At 56.7% G+C, this 17,916-nt stretch carries 14 protein-coding genes; 7 read left to right on the forward strand and 7 right to left on the reverse strand.

All coding sequences use genetic code 11. The annotated features are described in order from the left end of the window. The first annotated feature begins 171 nt into the window (after window positions 1-171). The gene (locus tag ABLV66_RS03200) at window positions 172-504 is read left to right on the forward strand and encodes a tRNA-binding protein (RefSeq protein WP_047043178.1); all 333 of its coding nucleotides are present in this window, start codon (window positions 172-174) and stop codon (window positions 502-504) included. A 42-nt stretch (window positions 505-546) separates the two neighbouring features. Here the strand turns inward: ABLV66_RS03200 and ygjG are convergent, their stop codons facing one another. Both ygjG and ABLV66_RS03210 read right to left on the reverse strand, forming a co-directional pair. Next, a complete protein-coding gene (ygjG, locus tag ABLV66_RS03205) occupies window positions 547-1,926 on the reverse strand; it encodes a putrescine aminotransferase (protein ID WP_047043175.1) in 1,380 nt (459 codons plus the stop codon). A gap of 264 nt (window positions 1,927-2,190) precedes the next feature. Beyond that, window positions 2,191-2,709, reverse strand: coding sequence for a PadR family transcriptional regulator (locus tag ABLV66_RS03210; RefSeq protein ID WP_015369599.1), 519 nt, complete (start codon window positions 2,707-2,709; stop codon window positions 2,191-2,193). 228 nt (window positions 2,710-2,937) lie between these two features. On the opposite strand from ABLV66_RS03210, the gene ABLV66_RS03215 reads away from it, so the two are divergent. Continuing rightward, entirely contained in the window at window positions 2,938-3,711 is a 774-nt protein-coding gene (locus tag ABLV66_RS03215) for a siderophore-interacting protein (protein WP_348876247.1), read from the forward strand. Between the two features lie 102 nt (window positions 3,712-3,813). Here ABLV66_RS03215 and ABLV66_RS03220 read toward each other — a convergent pair whose 3' ends face one another. From ABLV66_RS03220 to dhaK, 4 genes are all read right to left on the reverse strand, one after another. Continuing rightward, window positions 3,814-5,463 (reverse strand): glycerone kinase, encoded by a 1,650-nt coding sequence (locus ABLV66_RS03220; protein WP_348876245.1) that lies wholly within the window; start codon window positions 5,461-5,463, stop codon window positions 3,814-3,816. A 74-nt stretch (window positions 5,464-5,537) separates the two neighbouring features. After that, window positions 5,538-6,956 carry a dihydroxyacetone kinase phosphoryl donor subunit DhaM gene (dhaM, locus tag ABLV66_RS03225; protein WP_063416559.1) on the reverse strand — a complete coding sequence of 473 codons (1,419 nt, stop codon included), beginning with the start codon at window positions 6,954-6,956 and terminating at the stop codon, window positions 5,538-5,540. Between the two features lie 10 nt (window positions 6,957-6,966). Next, window positions 6,967-7,599 (reverse strand): dihydroxyacetone kinase subunit DhaL, encoded by a 633-nt coding sequence (gene dhaL, locus ABLV66_RS03230; RefSeq protein WP_007372179.1) that lies wholly within the window; start codon window positions 7,597-7,599, stop codon window positions 6,967-6,969. 10 nt (window positions 7,600-7,609) lie between these two features. Further along, a complete protein-coding gene (gene dhaK, locus ABLV66_RS03235; protein WP_047039461.1) occupies window positions 7,610-8,680 on the reverse strand; it encodes a dihydroxyacetone kinase subunit DhaK in 1,071 nt (356 codons plus the stop codon). Window positions 8,681-9,235: 555 nt separating this feature from the next. Between dhaK and ABLV66_RS03240 the strand changes: the two genes are divergently transcribed. Together ABLV66_RS03240 and dhaR are read left to right on the forward strand one after the other, a co-directional pair. After that, entirely contained in the window at window positions 9,236-10,333 is a 1,098-nt protein-coding gene (locus tag ABLV66_RS03240) for a glycerol dehydrogenase (protein ID WP_348876244.1), read from the forward strand. A gap of 116 nt (window positions 10,334-10,449) precedes the next feature. Continuing rightward, a complete protein-coding gene (dhaR, locus tag ABLV66_RS03245; protein WP_063416557.1) occupies window positions 10,450-12,381 on the forward strand; it encodes a dihydroxyacetone kinase operon transcriptional regulator DhaR in 1,932 nt (643 codons plus the stop codon). A 10-nt stretch (window positions 12,382-12,391) separates the two neighbouring features. Here the strand turns inward: dhaR and ABLV66_RS03250 are convergent, their stop codons facing one another. Next, window positions 12,392-13,087 carry a helix-turn-helix domain-containing protein gene (locus ABLV66_RS03250; RefSeq protein ID WP_047043142.1) on the reverse strand — a complete coding sequence of 232 codons (696 nt, stop codon included), beginning with the start codon at window positions 13,085-13,087 and terminating at the stop codon, window positions 12,392-12,394. Between the two features lie 515 nt (window positions 13,088-13,602). Between ABLV66_RS03250 and ABLV66_RS03255 the strand changes: the two genes are divergently transcribed. The 3 genes from ABLV66_RS03255 to ABLV66_RS03265 all read left to right on the forward strand — a co-directional run bounded on the left by ABLV66_RS03255 (window position 13,603) and on the right by ABLV66_RS03265 (window position 17,658). Beyond that, window positions 13,603-15,291, forward strand: a complete 1,689-nt coding sequence (locus ABLV66_RS03255; protein ID WP_047043139.1) for an arylsulfatase — start codon at window positions 13,603-13,605, stop codon at window positions 15,289-15,291. Between the two features lie 72 nt (window positions 15,292-15,363). After that, window positions 15,364-16,626: an anaerobic sulfatase maturase gene (locus ABLV66_RS03260; protein ID WP_047043135.1), complete on the forward strand. Its 1,263-nt coding sequence runs from the start codon at window positions 15,364-15,366 to the stop codon at window positions 16,624-16,626. Window positions 16,627-16,662: 36 nt separating this feature from the next. Continuing rightward, complete coding sequence (locus tag ABLV66_RS03265; RefSeq protein WP_047043132.1) at window positions 16,663-17,658, forward strand: HAD family hydrolase; 996 nt, start codon at window positions 16,663-16,665, stop codon at window positions 17,656-17,658. Window positions 17,659-17,916 lie beyond the last annotated feature (258 nt).

Here is a 17,916-nt window from a genome sequence, read left to right on the forward strand (position 1 = left end):
TCCATTGTAAAGCAAGCGTCGCGTCCTGCACCTTATTTCAGTAAAAAACGCCTGCGCGCGAGGGCTGTTTTCCCCGGCGATAGCGTGACAGAAGTAGCATTATTCTCAGCATTATGCAGACGAACGGCAAAAACTTGCTATCTTTTAGTAAAAATTTACTGGAGGTGAGAGATGGATACCGTAGCTTACGCTGATTTTGCCAAACTGGAGATGCGCGTCGGCAAGATTGTCGAGGTGAAGCGCCATGACAATGCTGACAAACTGTACATTGCGCGGATTGATGTCGGCGACCGCACGCTGCAGACGGTCACCAGCCTGGTGCCCTACTACAGCGAAGAGGAGCTGCTGGGGAAAACGGTGGTGGTGCTGTGTAATCTGGCGAAAGCCAAAATGCGTGGTGAAACTTCTGAGTGCATGCTGTTATGCGCGGAAACCGAGGATGAAAGCGAAAGCGTGCTGTTGACGCCGGAGCGCGCCATGCCGGCAGGCGTGCGGGTGGTATAACGCGAAAATACCCTCTCCCGGCGGGAGAGGGTCGGGTGTGAATTATGTCTCTTCGACCGAAACGCGCAGTGCCGCCAGCGCCTTGCGCGCCGCCTTCAGCACCTGTTCGCACTGTTCGAGGGTGAGCGTCAGCGGCGGTTCAACGCGGATCGTCTTGGCGTTGTTTAACGTCCCGGCGACCAGCACCCGCTGTCTGAACATCTCGCTGGCAAAGTTATAGCCAATCTCGTTATCGACAAACTCAATGGCCATCAGCATGCCTTTCCCACGGACTTCATTCACCAGATCCGGATATTCGCGCGCCAGTTGACGGAAGCCGTCCAGCAACAGATCGCCTTTTTGCTCCGCCTGCGCCGGCAGGTTCTGCGAGAGCAAGACGTTGATCGTCGCCAGCGCCGCCGCGCAGGCCAGCGGGTTGCCGCCGAAGGTGGTGGTGTGCAGGAATGGGTTATCGAACAGCACCGAGAAGACCTCTTCCGTCGCCACCGTCGCGCCGATCGGCATTACGCCGCCGCCGAGCGCTTTAGCCAGACATAGAATATCCGGCTGCACGTTTTCATGCTCGCAGGCGAACATCTTGCCGGTGCGGCCCATGCCGGTCTGTACTTCGTCGAGGATCAGCAACGCGCCAAACTCGTCGCACAGTTTACGGACCGCCGGTAAGTAACCCGCCGGCGGCAGGATCACGCCGCCTTCGCCCTGGATAGGCTCAAGGATCACCGCCGCGACGTCATCACCGGTTTTCTTGCATTCGCTCAGAATGGAACGCATGGCGTTGATATCGCCGAACGGCACGTGGCGGAAGCCCGGCAGCAGCGGCATAAACGGTTTACGGAAGGTCGATTTCGCGGTGGCCGACAGCGCACCCAGCGATTTACCGTGGAACGCGCCGCTGGTGGCGACGAAGGTAAACTTGCCGCGCGGAGACTGATAGGCTTTTGCCAGCTTCAGCGCCGCTTCCACCGATTCCGTGCCGCTATTGCAGAAGAAACTGTATTTGAGCTTGCCGGGCGTTAGGGCCGCCAGCGTTTTCGCCAGCATCGCCCGCAGCGGGTCCAGTAGCTCCTGGCTGTGAAGCGGTTGTTTCGCGAGTTGATTTTCGACGGCGGATACCACAACTGGATTACGGTGCCCTACATTGAAGATGCCAAACCCACCAAGGCAGTCGATAAACTCCTGTCCCTGGGTGTCGACAAGCGTATTTAACCCTCCCGCTTGCCACTCTACGGCTCCGTAATCCCCGCCGGCTGTGACCGATTTTCTATACTCCAGAAACCCCGGGTTCACATGTTCTTTAAAGTATTCTCTCACCTCCTGGTTCAGTGCTTTCATTTCGTCATGGGAGAGCGATTGCTTCTCGATGAGATTCAGTGCGTGCGCGCTGCAGGCCAGAGCCGATGCGCTGGAAGGTAACCTGTTCAAAATGTGCTCCTGGGGGGGGCGTATCACATGATACTGAATTAAGTATTGCAGGGATTACGCCAGCCTGGCAGCGACGATGAAAATCGGGATAAACGCAAAGTTAAGGCGCAAATGTGCAAAATTTAATCTCATAACTTAATTATTGGCACGTTTTATTCCTGAGGCTGCAAGATAAACTGCCGTTGGGGTGTGAAGCGGTATGAATTGGGGTGGTGCAGGCTGCCGCGTGATGGAGCAGCCTGGGTACTATTGTGGTGCGAGAGGTTAATCGAGCTGGGAGATTTCCATCGCCGCGCGGTCAATCACGCCGATGATCTGTTTCAACTGAGCGTCGCTGATGCTCTGCTGGTTGACCTTCAGGTCCAGCACCGCTTTAAAGTTCTCCAGCGCGCGTTTCATCTGCGGATTTTTGCGCAATTCGCAGCCGACCATGCGTTCCTGCAGGCGCGTCTGAATTTGGCTTAACAGCTCGCCGCTTTCGGCGCGCAGGCGGCGCCCCTCTTCAGTGATAGCGATTTTTTTACGCCCATTCTCCTCTTCTACGCTAATCAATCCCTGATCCTGCAGCAGGTCGAGCGTCGGATAGATGACGCCGGGGCTGGGGCTGTAATTGCCCTGCGTCAGCGCCTCAATCTCTTTAATCAGCTCATAGCCGTGGCTGGCGTTGCGCGAAAGGATATCGAGGATCACCAGGCGCAATTCGCCGTGGCCAAAGAAACGCTGGCGGCGTCCGCCGCCGCGACGGCCCTGTTCGCCGTGGCCCTCTTCGTGATGATGTCGCATCGATGCCTCCTGTATTTTTGATATATCTAATTTATATCTAAAAAATAATAAATGACAACGGTTTATTTTTAATTTGTTGATAAGAAAGAGTTTATTTTTGCTTTTGGCTTTATTGTGACTTTCTCTCGCTTTATATCAAAAAAAACTTGCCATTTTCACTAATGGCAATCATTATCATTTGCACTGAGTTTAGATATATCTATTTACCCTTCAACAAGGCGACGACGGATGACCACAATTAAACAAGCAAAATATCCGCAGCGCGTGCGTAACGAACTACGTTTTCGCGAATTAACCGTGCTGCGCGTTGAGCGTATCGGCCAGGCGTTCCAGCGGATTGTGCTGGGGGGCGAGGCGCTGGATGGCTTTGTTTCCCAGGGTTTTGACGACCACACTAAGCTGTTTTTCCCGCAGGCGGGCAGCGTATTTACGCCGCCGGAAGTGACCGACGAAGGCATTAACTGGGGCGAGGGCGTGCGCCCGGCGACCCGCGACTACACGCCGCTGTACGATGCCGAACGCCACGAGCTGGCCTACGATTTTTATATCCACGATGGCGGTATTGCCAGCCGCTGGGCGCTGGAAGCCAACGTCGGCGATAAGCTGGTGATCGGCGGGCCGCGCGGTTCGCTGGTGGTGCCGGAAGATTACGCCTGGCAGCTTTATGTCTGTGACGAGTCGGGCATGCCGGCGCTGCGCCGCCGCCTTCTGGGATTACGTCAGCTGCCGGTGACGCCGCAGGTGACGGCCATCGTCACCATCGCGGATGCTTCGTATAAAGATTATCTGGCGGATCTCGACGGCTTTAATATCGAATGGGTGGTAGGCCACAACCCGGCGTTCGTCTCCGAGCGGCTGGCTCAGGTTAAGGTACCGTCAGAAGATTATTTTATCTGGCTGACCGGAGAAGGCGGCGTGGTGAAATCGCTGCTGGCGCGCTTTGAGGTGCCGAGTATCGATCAGCAACTGGTGCGTTCGCAGGCGTACTGGCATAGCAAATAATAGATAGAACGGTAAACCCGGATGGCGGCGCGTTGCGCCTTCTCCGGGCTACCTTTCATGGTGTTCTATCGCCCCGGTAAGCGCAGCGCCACCGGGTGAGGCTTAGCGCTCAGCCAGCGCCTTAAACACCATCGCCACCGCGTGGGCACCGGGGTCCATGTTGCCGAGCAGGCTCTCGCTGTTGAGATAGGAGGCGCGCCCGGCGCCGGCTTTGCTCGACTGGCAGGTGCGATCCGCGCCGGCCTGCGCCGCGACAAAAGCGGCCTGCAGGTTACCGGGCTCGGCCAGCAGCGCCGCCAGCGCCGGCTGCAGGGCATCAATCATCGTCCGGTCTCCCTCATCGGCGCCGCCGTAAAATTTCATCTGCCCCAGACCGGCATTCAGCGCTTCCGCCATGCTGGCGCCTTGCTCCAGCTTCTGTCCGGCGGCGGTGAAGAAAATCGACATCAAGACGCCGCTGGAGCCGCCCATTACCACCGTCAGGCGTTCGCCGATTAGCGCGAACAGCGTGGGTAAATCATTTAACGGCAGTTGCTGGCGTTGCAGCAGAGCGGCAATCTCGCGCGCGCCGGCGGCGAAAGTGGAGCCGGTATCGCCGTCGCCCACTTTGGCGTCCAGCGCGTTGAGATGGGCTTCGAGGCCGGAGAGGGTGCTGGTCACCTGCGCCACGTAATCGCCCACCTGCGGGTTGGCCGATGGCGTAAAGGCGACGCGTGCGCTGGCGAGCGCGGACGGCATGATATTAACGGCCCGCGGCTGCACCGGCTTCTGCCAACTGGCGGTTTCGACATCCGACAGCAGCGCCTTTTCAATGCTCTCTTCCAGTACGATAGTGGTCAGCGAGAAGCCTTTCATATCCAGCGCCGTTACCAGCGAAGCGGGGCCAATCAACCAGTCAACGCGCGCATGGAGTGGGGTGTTGGCCAGCTCGCGGGTCAGAATCGCCATTTCGGCCACCGACACGCCGCCGAGATTATTGAGCATCACCGCCAGGCGGCCGGTTTCAGGTAGGGCGGCGGTCAGCTTCTCTACCATAATCTGCATGACTTCCGCGCTGTTATGGGTCGCGATCGTCGAAGCTCCCGGCTCGCCGTGGATGCCCATCCCCAGCTCGGCGTGGCCGGGCTGATGGCGCGGCGCGCTTTCCGCTTCCTGCGGCAGGTGACAGCTGGCCAGCGCCACCCCGATGCTGGCGGTGTGGTTGGCGGCGTATTGCGCTTCGCGCAGGACGGTGGCGAGGTTGAAGCCGCGCTCGGCAAAATAGCCCGCTACTTTATGCACCAGAATAGTCCCGGCGATACCGCGCGGCTGTTTGTTATCCGGCAGCGAAATATCGTCACCGACGATCAGCATCTCTACGTTGTAGCCAAGACGGCGTGCTTTCTCCGCCGCGAGGCCGAAGTTAAGCCGATCGCCGGTGTAGTTTTTGACGATCAGCAGACAGCCCGCCTCGCCGGTCACCGCCTGAATCGCGGTGAGTACCGCATCGACGCTCGGCGAGGCGAACAGATCGCCGCAGACCGCGGCGGTCAGCATGCCTTTACCAATAAAGCCGACGTGCGCTGGTTCATGGCCGGAGCCGCCGCCGGAAATCACCGCCACGTTGTTTTTATTCAGATCGCGGCGCACCACTACGCGGATCGCCGGGTCGCTCTCCAGCCTGGCGAGGTTGTTCCACGGGCTGGCAATAATGGTTCCCTCGATCACGTCGTTAACGAGGCTGGCGCGCTGGTTAAAAAAGAATTGAGACATAGTGGTTCCTGAAGAGTAAGCGAAAACTCACCCTCCGGAGGCGGGCCTCCGGAGTGGTAACGGTCAAAGTAGATTTAGCGACGAATAAGACGTTGCTGATGCATATCGAGCGTGATGGCTTCGCCAGGCTGAATATCATTCAGCGCGTTGCCCTGCTGGCATAACCAGGCGATCCCCGCCGCGCGGGCGATAATCGCGCCGTGGGCCTGTTCGCTGCCGTCGCGCAGGCACAGGCCGGTGACCTTGCTGGCATCCAGTTGGAGTACGGTCGAGGGATAAATATTGTCGGCGATAATAATCGTCGGCTCACTGGCGAATGGCAGCGTCTCCTTAATACCCTGCAGATGGCGTAGCGTGCGCTGCAGAATATCTTCGATATCGATATAGCGCGCCTGCAGGTAGGCGTCATCCAGCTGGCGATACTGTTGGCTGAGCTCCATCAGCACCTGATGCCACGCCCATTCCGCCGAGCACTGTTCGGTGAGCAGACGATCGTTGGCGGCATCAAACAGATCTTCATCGTCGAGTAAAGTGTGATGACCGGCGAAGATCGCCGCGATATCGGCGTTAAATTTGTTTTCCGCCAGCTCGGTGAGCGCATTGAGATCGGCCAGCGTCTGGTCGATCGCCTGGCGCAGGCGCTGCTGCTCGCGAGCAACGTCGGCGGCGGCGGGGAGCGCCGGTTGGATCGGCGCCAGCGGATAAAGCAGCGCCGCGCCTTCAACACGCGCAGGTATGGCGGGTTCCGCAGTCGGCTGCGCCTCCGGCGACTCGCCGAAGTTATCGGCGGCCAGCGCCTGAAACGCCGCCAGCGCCGCATCGGCGTCCGGACCGCGAGCCAGCAGGCGCAGCTTATCGTGGCGGCGCACCTGCAGCAGAGCGATTTGATTCAGACTGTCCGGGGTAACGCATTTGCCGTTTTTCTCCAGCACCAGGTCGGCGTTAAAACCCGCCAGCGCGGCGACCAGCTTCGATGCCGGACGCACGTGCAGGCCGTTGTGATTGTTAATAATGACTGAAACCGATTTAGCGTCGCCGTCGTCAGCAAGCGTTGGGGCGGCGGCGTCAGGCGTGTGCGAGGGTAAACCCAGCTGAACCCGCTTGGCTTCCAGGGCGTTCATGGCATCGGCGATAACCTTGTCGATCCCGGCGCCGGAGGCGGCGCTGACGGTGGCCGCCAGCGTCCCTTCGACCAGCGGCGCGGCGCACAGCCGCACCTTTGCCGCAATCGCCGGATCGAGCAGATCGAGGGCGGTTTCGGCGCTGAGCAGGGCGCTGCCGATATCCATCATCACCAGTACATGGTCGGTATCGGCGACGGATTCAATCGCCTCCATGACTTTAATCGGATCGGTGCCGATCGGGCTGTCGGGATCGTCGATCCCGGCGGCGATCGCCAGCTTACAGCCATCGTTCATTAACATCTGCCGGGCCAGTTCTCCGACACCTTCGCCCAGCCGGGCGCTATGAGAAACAATAACCAGGTTTACCATCGCGATTTCCTTACTCTTTGGCGGCGGCAGCCAGCATCTGAACCATAAACAGCACCGAGGTCGCGCCGGGATCCTGATGCCCGATGCTGCGCTCGCCGAGATAGCTGGCGCGGCCTTTACGCGCCTGCATGGTGATGGTGGCGTGGGCGGCGCGCTCGGCCACTTCGCAGGCGGCATCCAGCGCGGCGGGGATAGACAAATGCTGCTCGCTGGAATGACGCAGGGATTCCACTACCGGCAGCCAGACGTCGCACATCGTCTTATCGCCCGGCTCCGCTTTACCGCGGTTGACGACGCCGTCCGCGCCTTCGCGGATCATCTGATAAAGCTCGTCGAGGGTCAGGCTCTGATGCGCCTGGGTGACCTGGGCGGCGCGGATAAAGAAGGTGCCGAACAGCGGGCCGCTGGCGCCGCCGACGTTGGAAAGCAGCGTCATCCCGGTATTCTTGAGAATAAAACCGATGTCTTTATCGGCGATCGACGGCAGCTTTTCGACGACTTTGCTGAAGCCGCGATGCATATTGAGGCCGTGGTCGGCGTCGCCGATCTCTTTATCAAGGCCGGTGAGAAAATCGCTCTGTTTGGTGAAAATGTCGCCGCAGCGGTACAGCCAGTCGACGATTTGCGTTCTGTTCAGTGACATGTCGTGCTCCTTATTTTCCCCAGTTCAGCGCCGGGGTATGGACCGGGGCGTCCCATAACGCCAGCGTGTCATCATCCGCTTTCAGCAGGGTGATGGAGAAACCCGCCATATCCAGCGAGGTGCAGTAGCTGCCGATGAGGTTGCGTTCAATCACAATGCCGGACGCTTCGCAGCGCTGGGCGAGGCGGTTGTAAACGCCGTACAGTTCGGAAAGCGGCGTGGCGCCGAGGTTATTGACCAGCGCGATAACCCGATCGCCGTTTTGCAGCGCGGTTTTGCTCTGTTTCACTTCCTGCCACGCTCCCTTGACGTTATCCCACTGGCGCAGCGTGCGGCTGTATGCGCCGTTTTCCAGCAGGGTATCGAACATCTCATCGACGGTTTGGTCGAGCGAGCTGAAGCGGCGGCGGTCGATACCTGGCTCGCCGTGGATGCCGACGCCGAATTCCATCTCATCATCTTTCAGGGTAAAGGAGGGCTGTCCGGCGGCCGGTACGGTGCAGGCGCCCAGCGCGATACCAATCGAGTGACCAAGGTTATTTAAACGGCGGCCCAGTTCGGCGCAGGCTTCCAGCGAGTCGCCGCGTTCGGCGGCGGCGCCGACCAGTTTTTCAATCAACACGGTATTGGCGACGCCGCGGCGTCCGGCGGTGTAGAGGCTATCTTTTACCGCCACGTCGTCATCCACCACGACGGTGGTGACCTTAACGCCGCTTTCGTGCAGCAGCTCGGTGGCGGTCTCAAAATTCAGGATGTCGCCGGTATAGTTTTTGATAATCAGCAGGACGCCTTCGCCGCCGTCAATCTGCATCGCGCATTCGAACATTTTGTCCGGCGTCGGCGAGGTGAAAATTTCCCCCGGGCAGGCGCCGGAGAGCATGCCCTGGCCGATGTAGCCGCAGTGCATCGGTTCGTGTCCGCTGCCGCCGCCGGAGAGCAGCGCCACTTTGCCGGCGACCGGCGCATCGGCGCGGGTGACATAGACCGGGTCCTGGTGCAGCGTCAGTTCAGGATGCGCTTTCGCCAGGCCGACGAGTTGTTCGCTGAGTACATCTTCCACACGGTTAATCAGTTTTTTCATTGTTTATGCTCCGTAGGGTAGGGGAGGTCGCCTGTCTATAAGGGTAGCCCGGCGATGTAATGATTCTGGCTGAGCGGGCGCAAAATAAAACGCTGTCAAAATGAGTTCCATAACGGAACGTAGAAAATGATTTTTGTTCCTTTATGGAACGTTATTCGCCGATAAACAGGAAAATTGCGAGCCAGCGCTAATAATGTGGCCGTTTTTTTCTGCTATCAGAGATGAGGCTATGATGATTTTTTTCGCCATTGTGCCGCATTGAGGCGATTTTATGCGTTAAAGAGGGGGGACGATAATGGCTTTTTAGCCAAAATGAGCCGATCGCGATCGCAATCCCATCGCTTTCTCAGCCATATTGTTTCAATATGGAACGTATTATTTTTTTATCTGTTTCAGAACAGAACAAAAAAGGGAAAAATTTTTTTCGCTTTTGCTCGCCCTACAGTGGATGCATCGCTCCGGCAGCGTGGCTGTAGGCGCCATTGATACCAGGCGCCGCGGCATGACGGCCAGGGCTCACGTGTCAACATATGCACTTATTTGAGGGTGAAAGGAATGCTAAAAGTTATTCAATCTCCAGCCAAATATCTCCAGGGACCTGATGCCGCCAGGCTGTTCGGCGAATACGCTAAAAACCTGGCCGACAGCTTTTTTGTTATCGCCGATGACTTCGTGATGAAGCTGGCGGGCGACAAAGTATTGAACGGCCTGCATAGCCACAATATTAGCTGCCATGCGGAACGGTTTAACGGCGAGTGCAGCCATGCGGAAATCAACCGCCTGATCGCTATTCTTAAGCAGCACGGCTGCCGCGGCGTGGTGGGTATTGGCGGCGGGAAAACCCTCGATACCGCGAAGGCTATCGGCTATTACCAGAAGCTGCCGGTGGTGGTGATCCCGACAATTGCCTCAACCGATGCGCCGACCAGCGCGCTGTCGGTTATCTACACCGAGGCGGGCGAATTTGAAGAGTATCTGATCTACCCGAAAAACCCGGATATGGTGGTGATGGACACGGCGATTATCGCCAAAGCGCCGGTACGCTTGCTGGTGGCCGGGATGGGCGATGCGCTCTCCACCTGGTTTGAAGCCAAGGCCTGCTTCGATGCGCGAGCCACCAGCATGGCGGGCGGGCAGTCCACGGCGGCGGCCTTGAGCCTGGCGCGCCTGTGCTATGATACGCTGCTGGCGGAAGGCGAAAAAGCACGCCTGGCGGCTCAGGCTGGAGTGGTGACCGATGCGCTGGAGCGCATTGTCGAAGCCAACACCTATCTGAGCGGTATTGGCTTTGAGAGCAGCGGCCTGGCCGGCGCGCACGCGATTCACAACGGTTTCACCATTCTTGAAGAGTGCCACCATCTTTATCACGGCGAAAAAGTCGCTTTCGGCACCCTGGCGCAGCTGGTGCTGCAAAACAGCCCGCTGGAAGAGATCGAAACCGTGATGGGCTTCTGTGAAAAAGTTGGCCTGCCGATCACCCTTGCGCAGATGGGCGTGAAAGAGGGTATTGAAAGCAAAATCCACGCGGTCGCGAAAGCCACCTGCGCGGAAGGCGAAACCATCCACAATATGCCGTTCCCGGTCACCGCGGATAGCGTCTACGCCGCCATCCTTACCGCGGACCTGCTTGGGCAGCAGTGGCTGGCGCGTTAATTCGTTTTCGCCTGACCGAGACGCCGCAGCATAATGCGGCATGAACTTTCCCCTCCGGCAGCCGCTGCCGGAGGGTTTTGTCGTTTTAACTGTGTTAACTACAGCGGAAAAGGGATATGACAGCTCAGACTCAGGGCGCGGAAAATGAAGTTTCAGCCGTTATCAGCCAGTCGTGGCATCGCTGCAGCAAATTTATGCAGCGGGAAACCTGGCAGGCGCCGCATCAGGCGCAGGGGCTGACCTTTGAATCGATCTGCCGTCGCAAAACCGCGCTGCTGACCATCGGTCAGGCGGCGCTGGAAGATGCGTGGGAGTTTATGGCCAACCGCCCCTGCGCGCTGTTCATCCTTGATGAGTCGGCCTGCATTCTGAGCCGCTGTGGTAACCCGCAGACACTGGAACAGCTGGCGGAACTGGGATTTCGCGACGGCAGCTACTGCGCGGAGAGCATTATCGGCACCTGCGCGCTGTCGCTGGCTTCGATGCTCGGACAGCCGGTCAACACCGCGGGCGACGAGCACTTTAAGCAGGCTCTGCGGCGCTGGTCGTTCAGTTCGACGCCGGTGTTCGATAACCATGGCCGCCTGTTTGGATCGATTTCGCTATGCTGTCTGCGCGAAGAGTGGGCTCCGGCGGATCTGTCGCTGACCTTGGCCATCGCCCGCGAAGTGGGTAACTCGCTGCTTACCGACAGCCTGCTGGCGGAATCTAACCGTCACCTTAATCAAATGTACGGCCTGCTGGAAAGTATGGACGACGGGGTGATGGCGTGGAACGAGCAGGGAGTGCTGCAGTTTCTCAACGTGCAGGCGGCCACGCTGCTGCATCTCGATACCCAGGCCAGCCAGGGGCGAAATATCAACGAACTGCTGACCCTGCCGGCGTTGCTGCGCCGCGCGATTAAACAGGCCCGCGGCCTCAATCATGTGGAAGTGACCTTCGAGAGCCAGCATCAGTTTATCGACGCGGTGATCACCCTGAAGCCTATCGTGGAGGAGCAGGGCAATAGCTTCATTTTACTGCTCCACCCGGTGGAGCAGATGCGTCAATTAATGACCAGCCAATTAGGCAAAGTGAGTCATACCTTCGAACAGATGTCGGCGGATGACCCGGAAACCCGCAGGCTGATCCACTTTGGCCGCCAGGCGGCGCGCGGCGCTTTCCCGGTGCTGCTGTGCGGCGAGGAAGGGGTGGGTAAAGAATTACTGAGCCAGGCTATCCATAACGAAAGCGAGCGGGCGCCGGGCCCGTATATTTCGGTTAACTGCCAGCTGTACGCCGACAGCGTACTGGGACAGGATTTTATGGGCAGCGCGCCAACCGACGATGAAAATGGCCGCCTCAGCCGACTCGAACTGGCTAACGGCGGCACGCTGTTCCTGGAAAAAATAGAGTATCTGGCCCCCGAACTGCAGTCGGCGCTGCTGCAGGTGATAAAACAGGGCGTGCTGACGCGTCTTGATGCCCGACGGCTGATTCCGGTAGATGTGAAAGTGATCGCCACCACCACCGTTGACCTCGCGAACCTGGTGGAGCAGAACCGCTTTAGCCGCCAGCTGTACTATGCGCTGCATTCGTTTGAGATAGTCATTCCGCCGCTGCGGGCGCGGCGCGGCAGCATTCCTTCGCTGGTGCATAGCCGTCTGCGTCGGCTGGAGAAACGCTTTTCATCGCGGCTGAAGGTCGATGACGACGCGCTGGCCCAACTGACCGCCTACCCGTGGCCGGGAAATGATTTTGAGCTTAATAGCATTATTGAGAATATCGCGATGAGCAGCGATAACGGGCATATCCGCTTAAGCAATCTCCCCGAACATCTCTTCTCTACCCGGCCTGGTAGCGAAACGGCCTCATCGCTACTGCCGTCGAGCCTGTCTTTCAGCGCCATCGAGAAAGAGGCGATTATCCAGGCGGCGCGAGTGACCAACGGCCGGGTACAGGAGATGTCGCAGTTGCTGAATATTGGCCGTACCACGCTGTGGCGCAAGATGAAGCAGTACGATATCGACGCCGGGCAGTTTAAGCGCCGGGGGCAGGATAAGGGTTAAGCCAGCGGCGTTAATATTTTTCCGGCAGCTCGTTGACAATATCGACGAGCTCGCCGTTTTTCATCGTGATATAGCCGCCATTTTTCAGATCGGAAAGTACCTGAAACAGATAGCTACGCGACATTTTCGTGCGTCGCAGGATAAAGTTTGCCAGGCTCGGGTCGTGTAATACGCCCTCATTTTTCTGCTTGAGATAGCGATAAATCATGGAGCGAATGACAAAATAGCGGGTGCCAATAGCTCTTTCGTCATGCGCATCGAGCAAAAACGCCAGCGTGATGGCCATCATGTTCATCAGGAAGGTGAATTTATCGGGCTGAGTAAAATGTTTCTCAAAGTATTCGAGATTACAGCTGAACACTTTGACATTTTTTTTGGCGGTATAGTGCAACTGAATGCCCGGACCATAATTCTCGACAATACCAAAAAACATCCCTTTGATGCCTTTGCCGATCTGAAACAACTTTTTCGGTTGGGTTTTCGCTTTTCCAGAGGTGAGAATAAAGTTGTGCTCCTGCATCTCAACGGCAATGACGCCTTCAAGAACAATAATAATCTCGCCTGTACTCAGGGTGAAAGGCGTATCATCAGCAATTTGGCGTATATTATTGCTGTGAGTTAACGAGTCTATCGCCTTTATATTCTTTGAAATCATCTTATTATATTCATCGATGATGTGGGAATAGGGCGTTTGAATACGACTCATTTTCTCTCCGGACTTAACTCTACCGCTTTATTACTCTTTGCTATTTTGCAGTGGCGATACTTTATATTTTAACGGCGCGGAATTACGCCTGATACAAAATATCTAAATTTAAAAGCTGGCGCCAGATAGCAAGCATCACTTTTGCAGTCCGTTAACGGACTGATCTATCGCTCTTTTTAAAACACTCACTTAGACTGTTTTAGTGGGGTAGTTGGGCTTCTTTTTTTAGTAACTAAGAATCCACTTAAATATTGAATGATAATATTGCTTTTGCCGCGGTTTTATTTAATAAAACGGTGATGGTGATTGGCTTTGCATAAATGAAAAAATAAAATTGTACGTGTGGATTTTTATTGCTTTCTCTACTTCACTTAAGCGGAATCGCCTCAGTAGCGACAAGGTTTTCGCTGATGTCGCTCATCTCATGTTGAGACTTATCTAATCTGACAACGCCTGCCTGACATTAGCCAAATCCTAAGTGAAATCAGGCGCATTCTGAGCAATGAGGTTTGAAGATGAATAAAAAATACAAGGGTATCGGCGTGCTGGCATTTGCCGCTGGCTCGCTCTTACCCGGCGCGACGGTCAATGCCGCCGATCAAAATGCGGTCGCTCCCAGCGATGGGGCGGCAAAGAAGCCCAATATTATCCTGATCGTCTCTGACGATACCGGCTATGGCGACCTCGGCGTCTACGGCGGCGGCGAAGGCCGCGGTATGCCGACGCCAAACCTCGACAAAATGGCCGATGAGGGGATGACCTTTTTCGACTTCTATGGCCAGCCAAGCAGTACGCCGGGTCGCGCGGCGATGCAGACCGGGCGCATTCCCAACCGTAGCGGTATGACCACCGTGGCCTTCCAGGGGCAGGGCGGCGGTTTACCGAAAGAAGAGTGGACGCTGGCCTCGGTGCTGAAAACCGGCGGCTATAAAACCTTCTTCACCGGTAAATGGCACCTCGGTGAAGCCGATTATGCGTTACCTAACGCTCAGGGCTACGACGAAATGAAATACGTCGGCCTCTACCACCTGAACGCCTATACCTATGCCGATCCGACCTGGTTCCCGGATATGGATCCGCAACTGCGTGAAATGTTTGCTCGCGTCACCCGCGGCGCGCTCTCCGGCAAGGCAGGCGAAGCGCCGAAGGAAGAGTTCAAAATCAACGGCCAGTATGTGAATACCCCGGTCGTTGATGGCAAAGAGGGCGTGGTCGGCATCCCATTCTTCGACCGCTACGTCGAGAAGGCTTCGCTGGACTATCTTGAAGCAAACGCAAAATCTTCCGAACCCTTCTTCATGAGCATCAATTTTATGAAGAACCACCAGCCGAACATGCCGGATCCGGATTACGTCGGTAAGTCGATGTCGAAGAGCAAATACGCCGACTCGATGGTGGAAATGGATGCCCGCGTAGGCCATATCATGGATAAGCTGCGTGAGTTGGGGATCGATAAAAACACCCTTGTGGTATGGACCACCGATAACGGCGCCTGGCAGGACGTTTATCCGGATGCCGGCTATACGCCATTCCGCGGTACCAAAGGCACTGACCGCGAGGGCGGCAGCCGCGTTCCGGCTATTGCCTGGTGGCCAGGCAAGATTAAAGAGCACAGTCGTAACCACGATATCGTTGGCGGCCTCGATCTGATGGCGACTTTTGCTTCAGTGGCCGGGATTAAGTTACCGACCAAAGACCGCGCTGGGCAGCCGATTATCTTCGATAGCTACGATATTTCACCGGTACTGTTTGGCACGGGCAAAGATCCGCGTACTTCCTGGTTCTACTTCACCGAAAACGAGTTGACCCCGGGGGCGGCGCGCGTCGGCCACTATAAGGCGGTGTTTAACCTGCGCGGCGATAACGGCGCGAAAACCGGCGGCCTGGCGGTGGATTCCAACCTCGGCTGGAAAGGGCCGGAGTCGTATGTCGCGACGGTACCGCAGATTTTCGATCTCTGGCAGGATCCGCAGGAACGTTACGATATCTTTATGAACAACTATACCGAGCATACCTGGACGCTGGTGACCTTCAACGAAGCCATCACTAAGTTGATGAAAACCTACGTCGAGTATCCGCCGCGTAAGCCGCAGAGCGAAGCCTACAGTGGGCCGATTACCCTGTCGCAGTACCAACGCTTTAGCAATATTCGTGAACAGTTAAAACAAGAAGGGTTCCAGTTGGCGATGCCGACCGGCAACTAAAATGACGTTGGCCCGGGCGAAATGTCCGGGCCTTTTGCTGTTGTGAGCATTCTCCGAAATGGGTTCTGGTCGATGAAAAAAAGCACCACCATTCCATTAACGCCTTTGCAGAACCAGGGGCGCTATCTGCCCGCCTATAAACGTCGCTATCACATGATGGCGAAGCCCAGCGGCTCCACCTGCAACCTGGACTGTCAATACTGTTTTTATCTGCATAAAGAGCAGCTTTTACATCAGCCGCACGACAAAGGAATGAGCGATGAGGTACTGGAGAATTTCATTCGTCAGTACATTCAAAGCCAGGATGGCGAAGAGATTATTTTCTCCTGGCAGGGCGGCGAGCCAACCCTGATGGGGCTGGAGTTTTTCGAAAAGGTCGTTGCGCTGCAAAAGAAATATCAGCCGAAACACCAGCGGATTGAGAACGATCTGCAGACCAATGGCGTGCTGATTAACGATAAGTGGGCCGCCTTTCTTAAGCAGCACAATTTTCTGGTCGGCGTGTCTATTGATGGCCCGCGTGAGATCCACGATCGCTTTCGCGTGACGCGCAGCGGCAAACCGACCTTCGACAAGGTCATGGAAGGGATCGCGGCGCTGAAGCGTCACGGCGTGCCTTTTAACGCCCTTGCGGTCGTCAACCGGGTCAATGCCCGTTTCCCGCGCGAGGTATATCGTTTTCTTACCCGCGAACTGGGCGCTACCTATATCCAGTTCACGCCCTGCGTAGAGGCCGCCGAGTTTAAAACTACCGCGCCGCAATTCTGGCGCGAAGAGACGATCCCCATCACCGGCAGCCGCCGGGCGAAACCGGGGGATCTGGATTCGATCGTCACCGACTGGTCGGTGGATCCCGACGATTGGGGACATTTTCTGACCGAAGCTTTTGATGAATGGGTGACCTGTGATCTGGGCCGCGTGCAGGTCAATTTGTTTGAAACCGCCGTGGTGCAAACCATGGGACTCCCATCCCAGTTATGCATTACCGCGCCGTTTTGCGGTAAGGCGCTGGCGATTGAGAAAAACGGCGACGTCTACTCCTGCGATCACTACGTCTATCCGGAATATAAGCTTGGCAATATTAAGGCGCACAAGCTGGCGCATATGGTCTTTTCCGAGCGGCAGAAAGTGTTTGGGATGGGCAAGAAAGAGACGCTGCCGGCCTACTGCAAAAGCTGCCCGCATCTGAATTTATGCTGGGGCGAATGCCCGAAAAACCGCATCGTGCGCGCCCCGGACGGCGAAGAAGGGCTCAATTATTTGTGTCCCGGCTTTCGCCATTTTTACGCGACGGTTAAACCGACGCTTGAGAAAATTGCCGCCATGCTGAAGTAGGTCTGGTTTTTGGCGGTGGAATAAGAAGGAAAAACAATGAAAAAAACAGTACTGCTCAGCATGCTGCTATTGAGCTTCACCAGCGCGGCAGCCACCGATATGCTGCCGGCATGGAAAGATACCCCTGCTAAACAGGCGATTGAGCAATGGGTGCAGGGGGCGACGCGTGAAGGCGGAGCGGACTTTATTCCGTTAGATAAGCGCTACGTGGTTTTTGATAATGACGGCACCCTGTGGCCGGAAGCGCCGCTGACTTTCCAACTGCAGTTCGCAGTGGATGAAGTGAAAAGACTGGCGCCGGAACATCCGCAATGGCAAAAAGATCCGCTGGTGGCGGCGGTACTGAACAACGATTTGAAAACGGTAGCGGCGGGCGGTGAAAAAGGGCTACTCAAGTTGCTGGCGTTAACCCATAGCGGCATGACCACCGAAGAGTTTAGTCAGCGAGTCAGCGCATGGTTTGACAGCCATCAGGATAAACGTACCGGTTGTCGCTATGACCAGTTGGGATATCAGCCGATGCGCCAACTGCTGGACTATCTGCGCGCCAATGGCTTTAAAACGTGGATCGTTTCCGGCGGCGGAATTGACTTCATGCGCGTGGTGTCGGAGAAAATGTACGGTATTCCGCCGGAGCAGGTTATCGGTTCGTTCGCGCTCAGCGAGTTTAGCCTGACGGATAATGGTACCGAGCTGCGCAAAACGATGAAAGGCGCATTCAATGATGACGCCGCGGCCAAACCGGTGGCGATCCACCTGTTTATGGGCCAGCGCCCGGTTGCGGCTTTTGGTAACAGCGACGGCGATTTGGCGATGCTGCAATACACCGCAGCCAACCCGAACTATAAAACCTTTGAGCTGCTGGTCCACCATACCGATGCGGCGCGAGAGTATGCCTACGACAGCCATCCTTCCGCCAGCGGCAAGCTGGTGAAAGGATTGACCGAGGCGAAACAAAAGGGTTGGACAGTCGTCGATATGCAGCAGGACTGGAAGACGGTATACGACCCGGCGCAGTGTAAGGCGAAATAAAAAACGCCCCATGTTGGTCCGGGCAATGGCGGTGAGTTCGGATCCGTATTTTTGCCGGATGGCGGCTGCGCCTTATTCGGCCTACGGTCCGTGTGCCTGGCTGAAACTGTCGGTGTTGATCGCCTCAAAATCCCCGGTGGCGCTACCGCTTACCGGGGCTACAGTACTGTGCGGTCTGGTAGCCCGGATAAGGCGCAACGCGCCGCCTCCGGGAAAATCCCTGGTGGCGACGGGCCGCCCTCTGTGCGCTCCCTGCGC

The organism is Klebsiella sp. CN_Kp073 (assembly GCF_040065495.2).
In the GTDB taxonomy this organism is placed as follows: Bacteria; Pseudomonadota; Gammaproteobacteria; order Enterobacterales; family Enterobacteriaceae; genus Klebsiella; species Klebsiella aerogenes.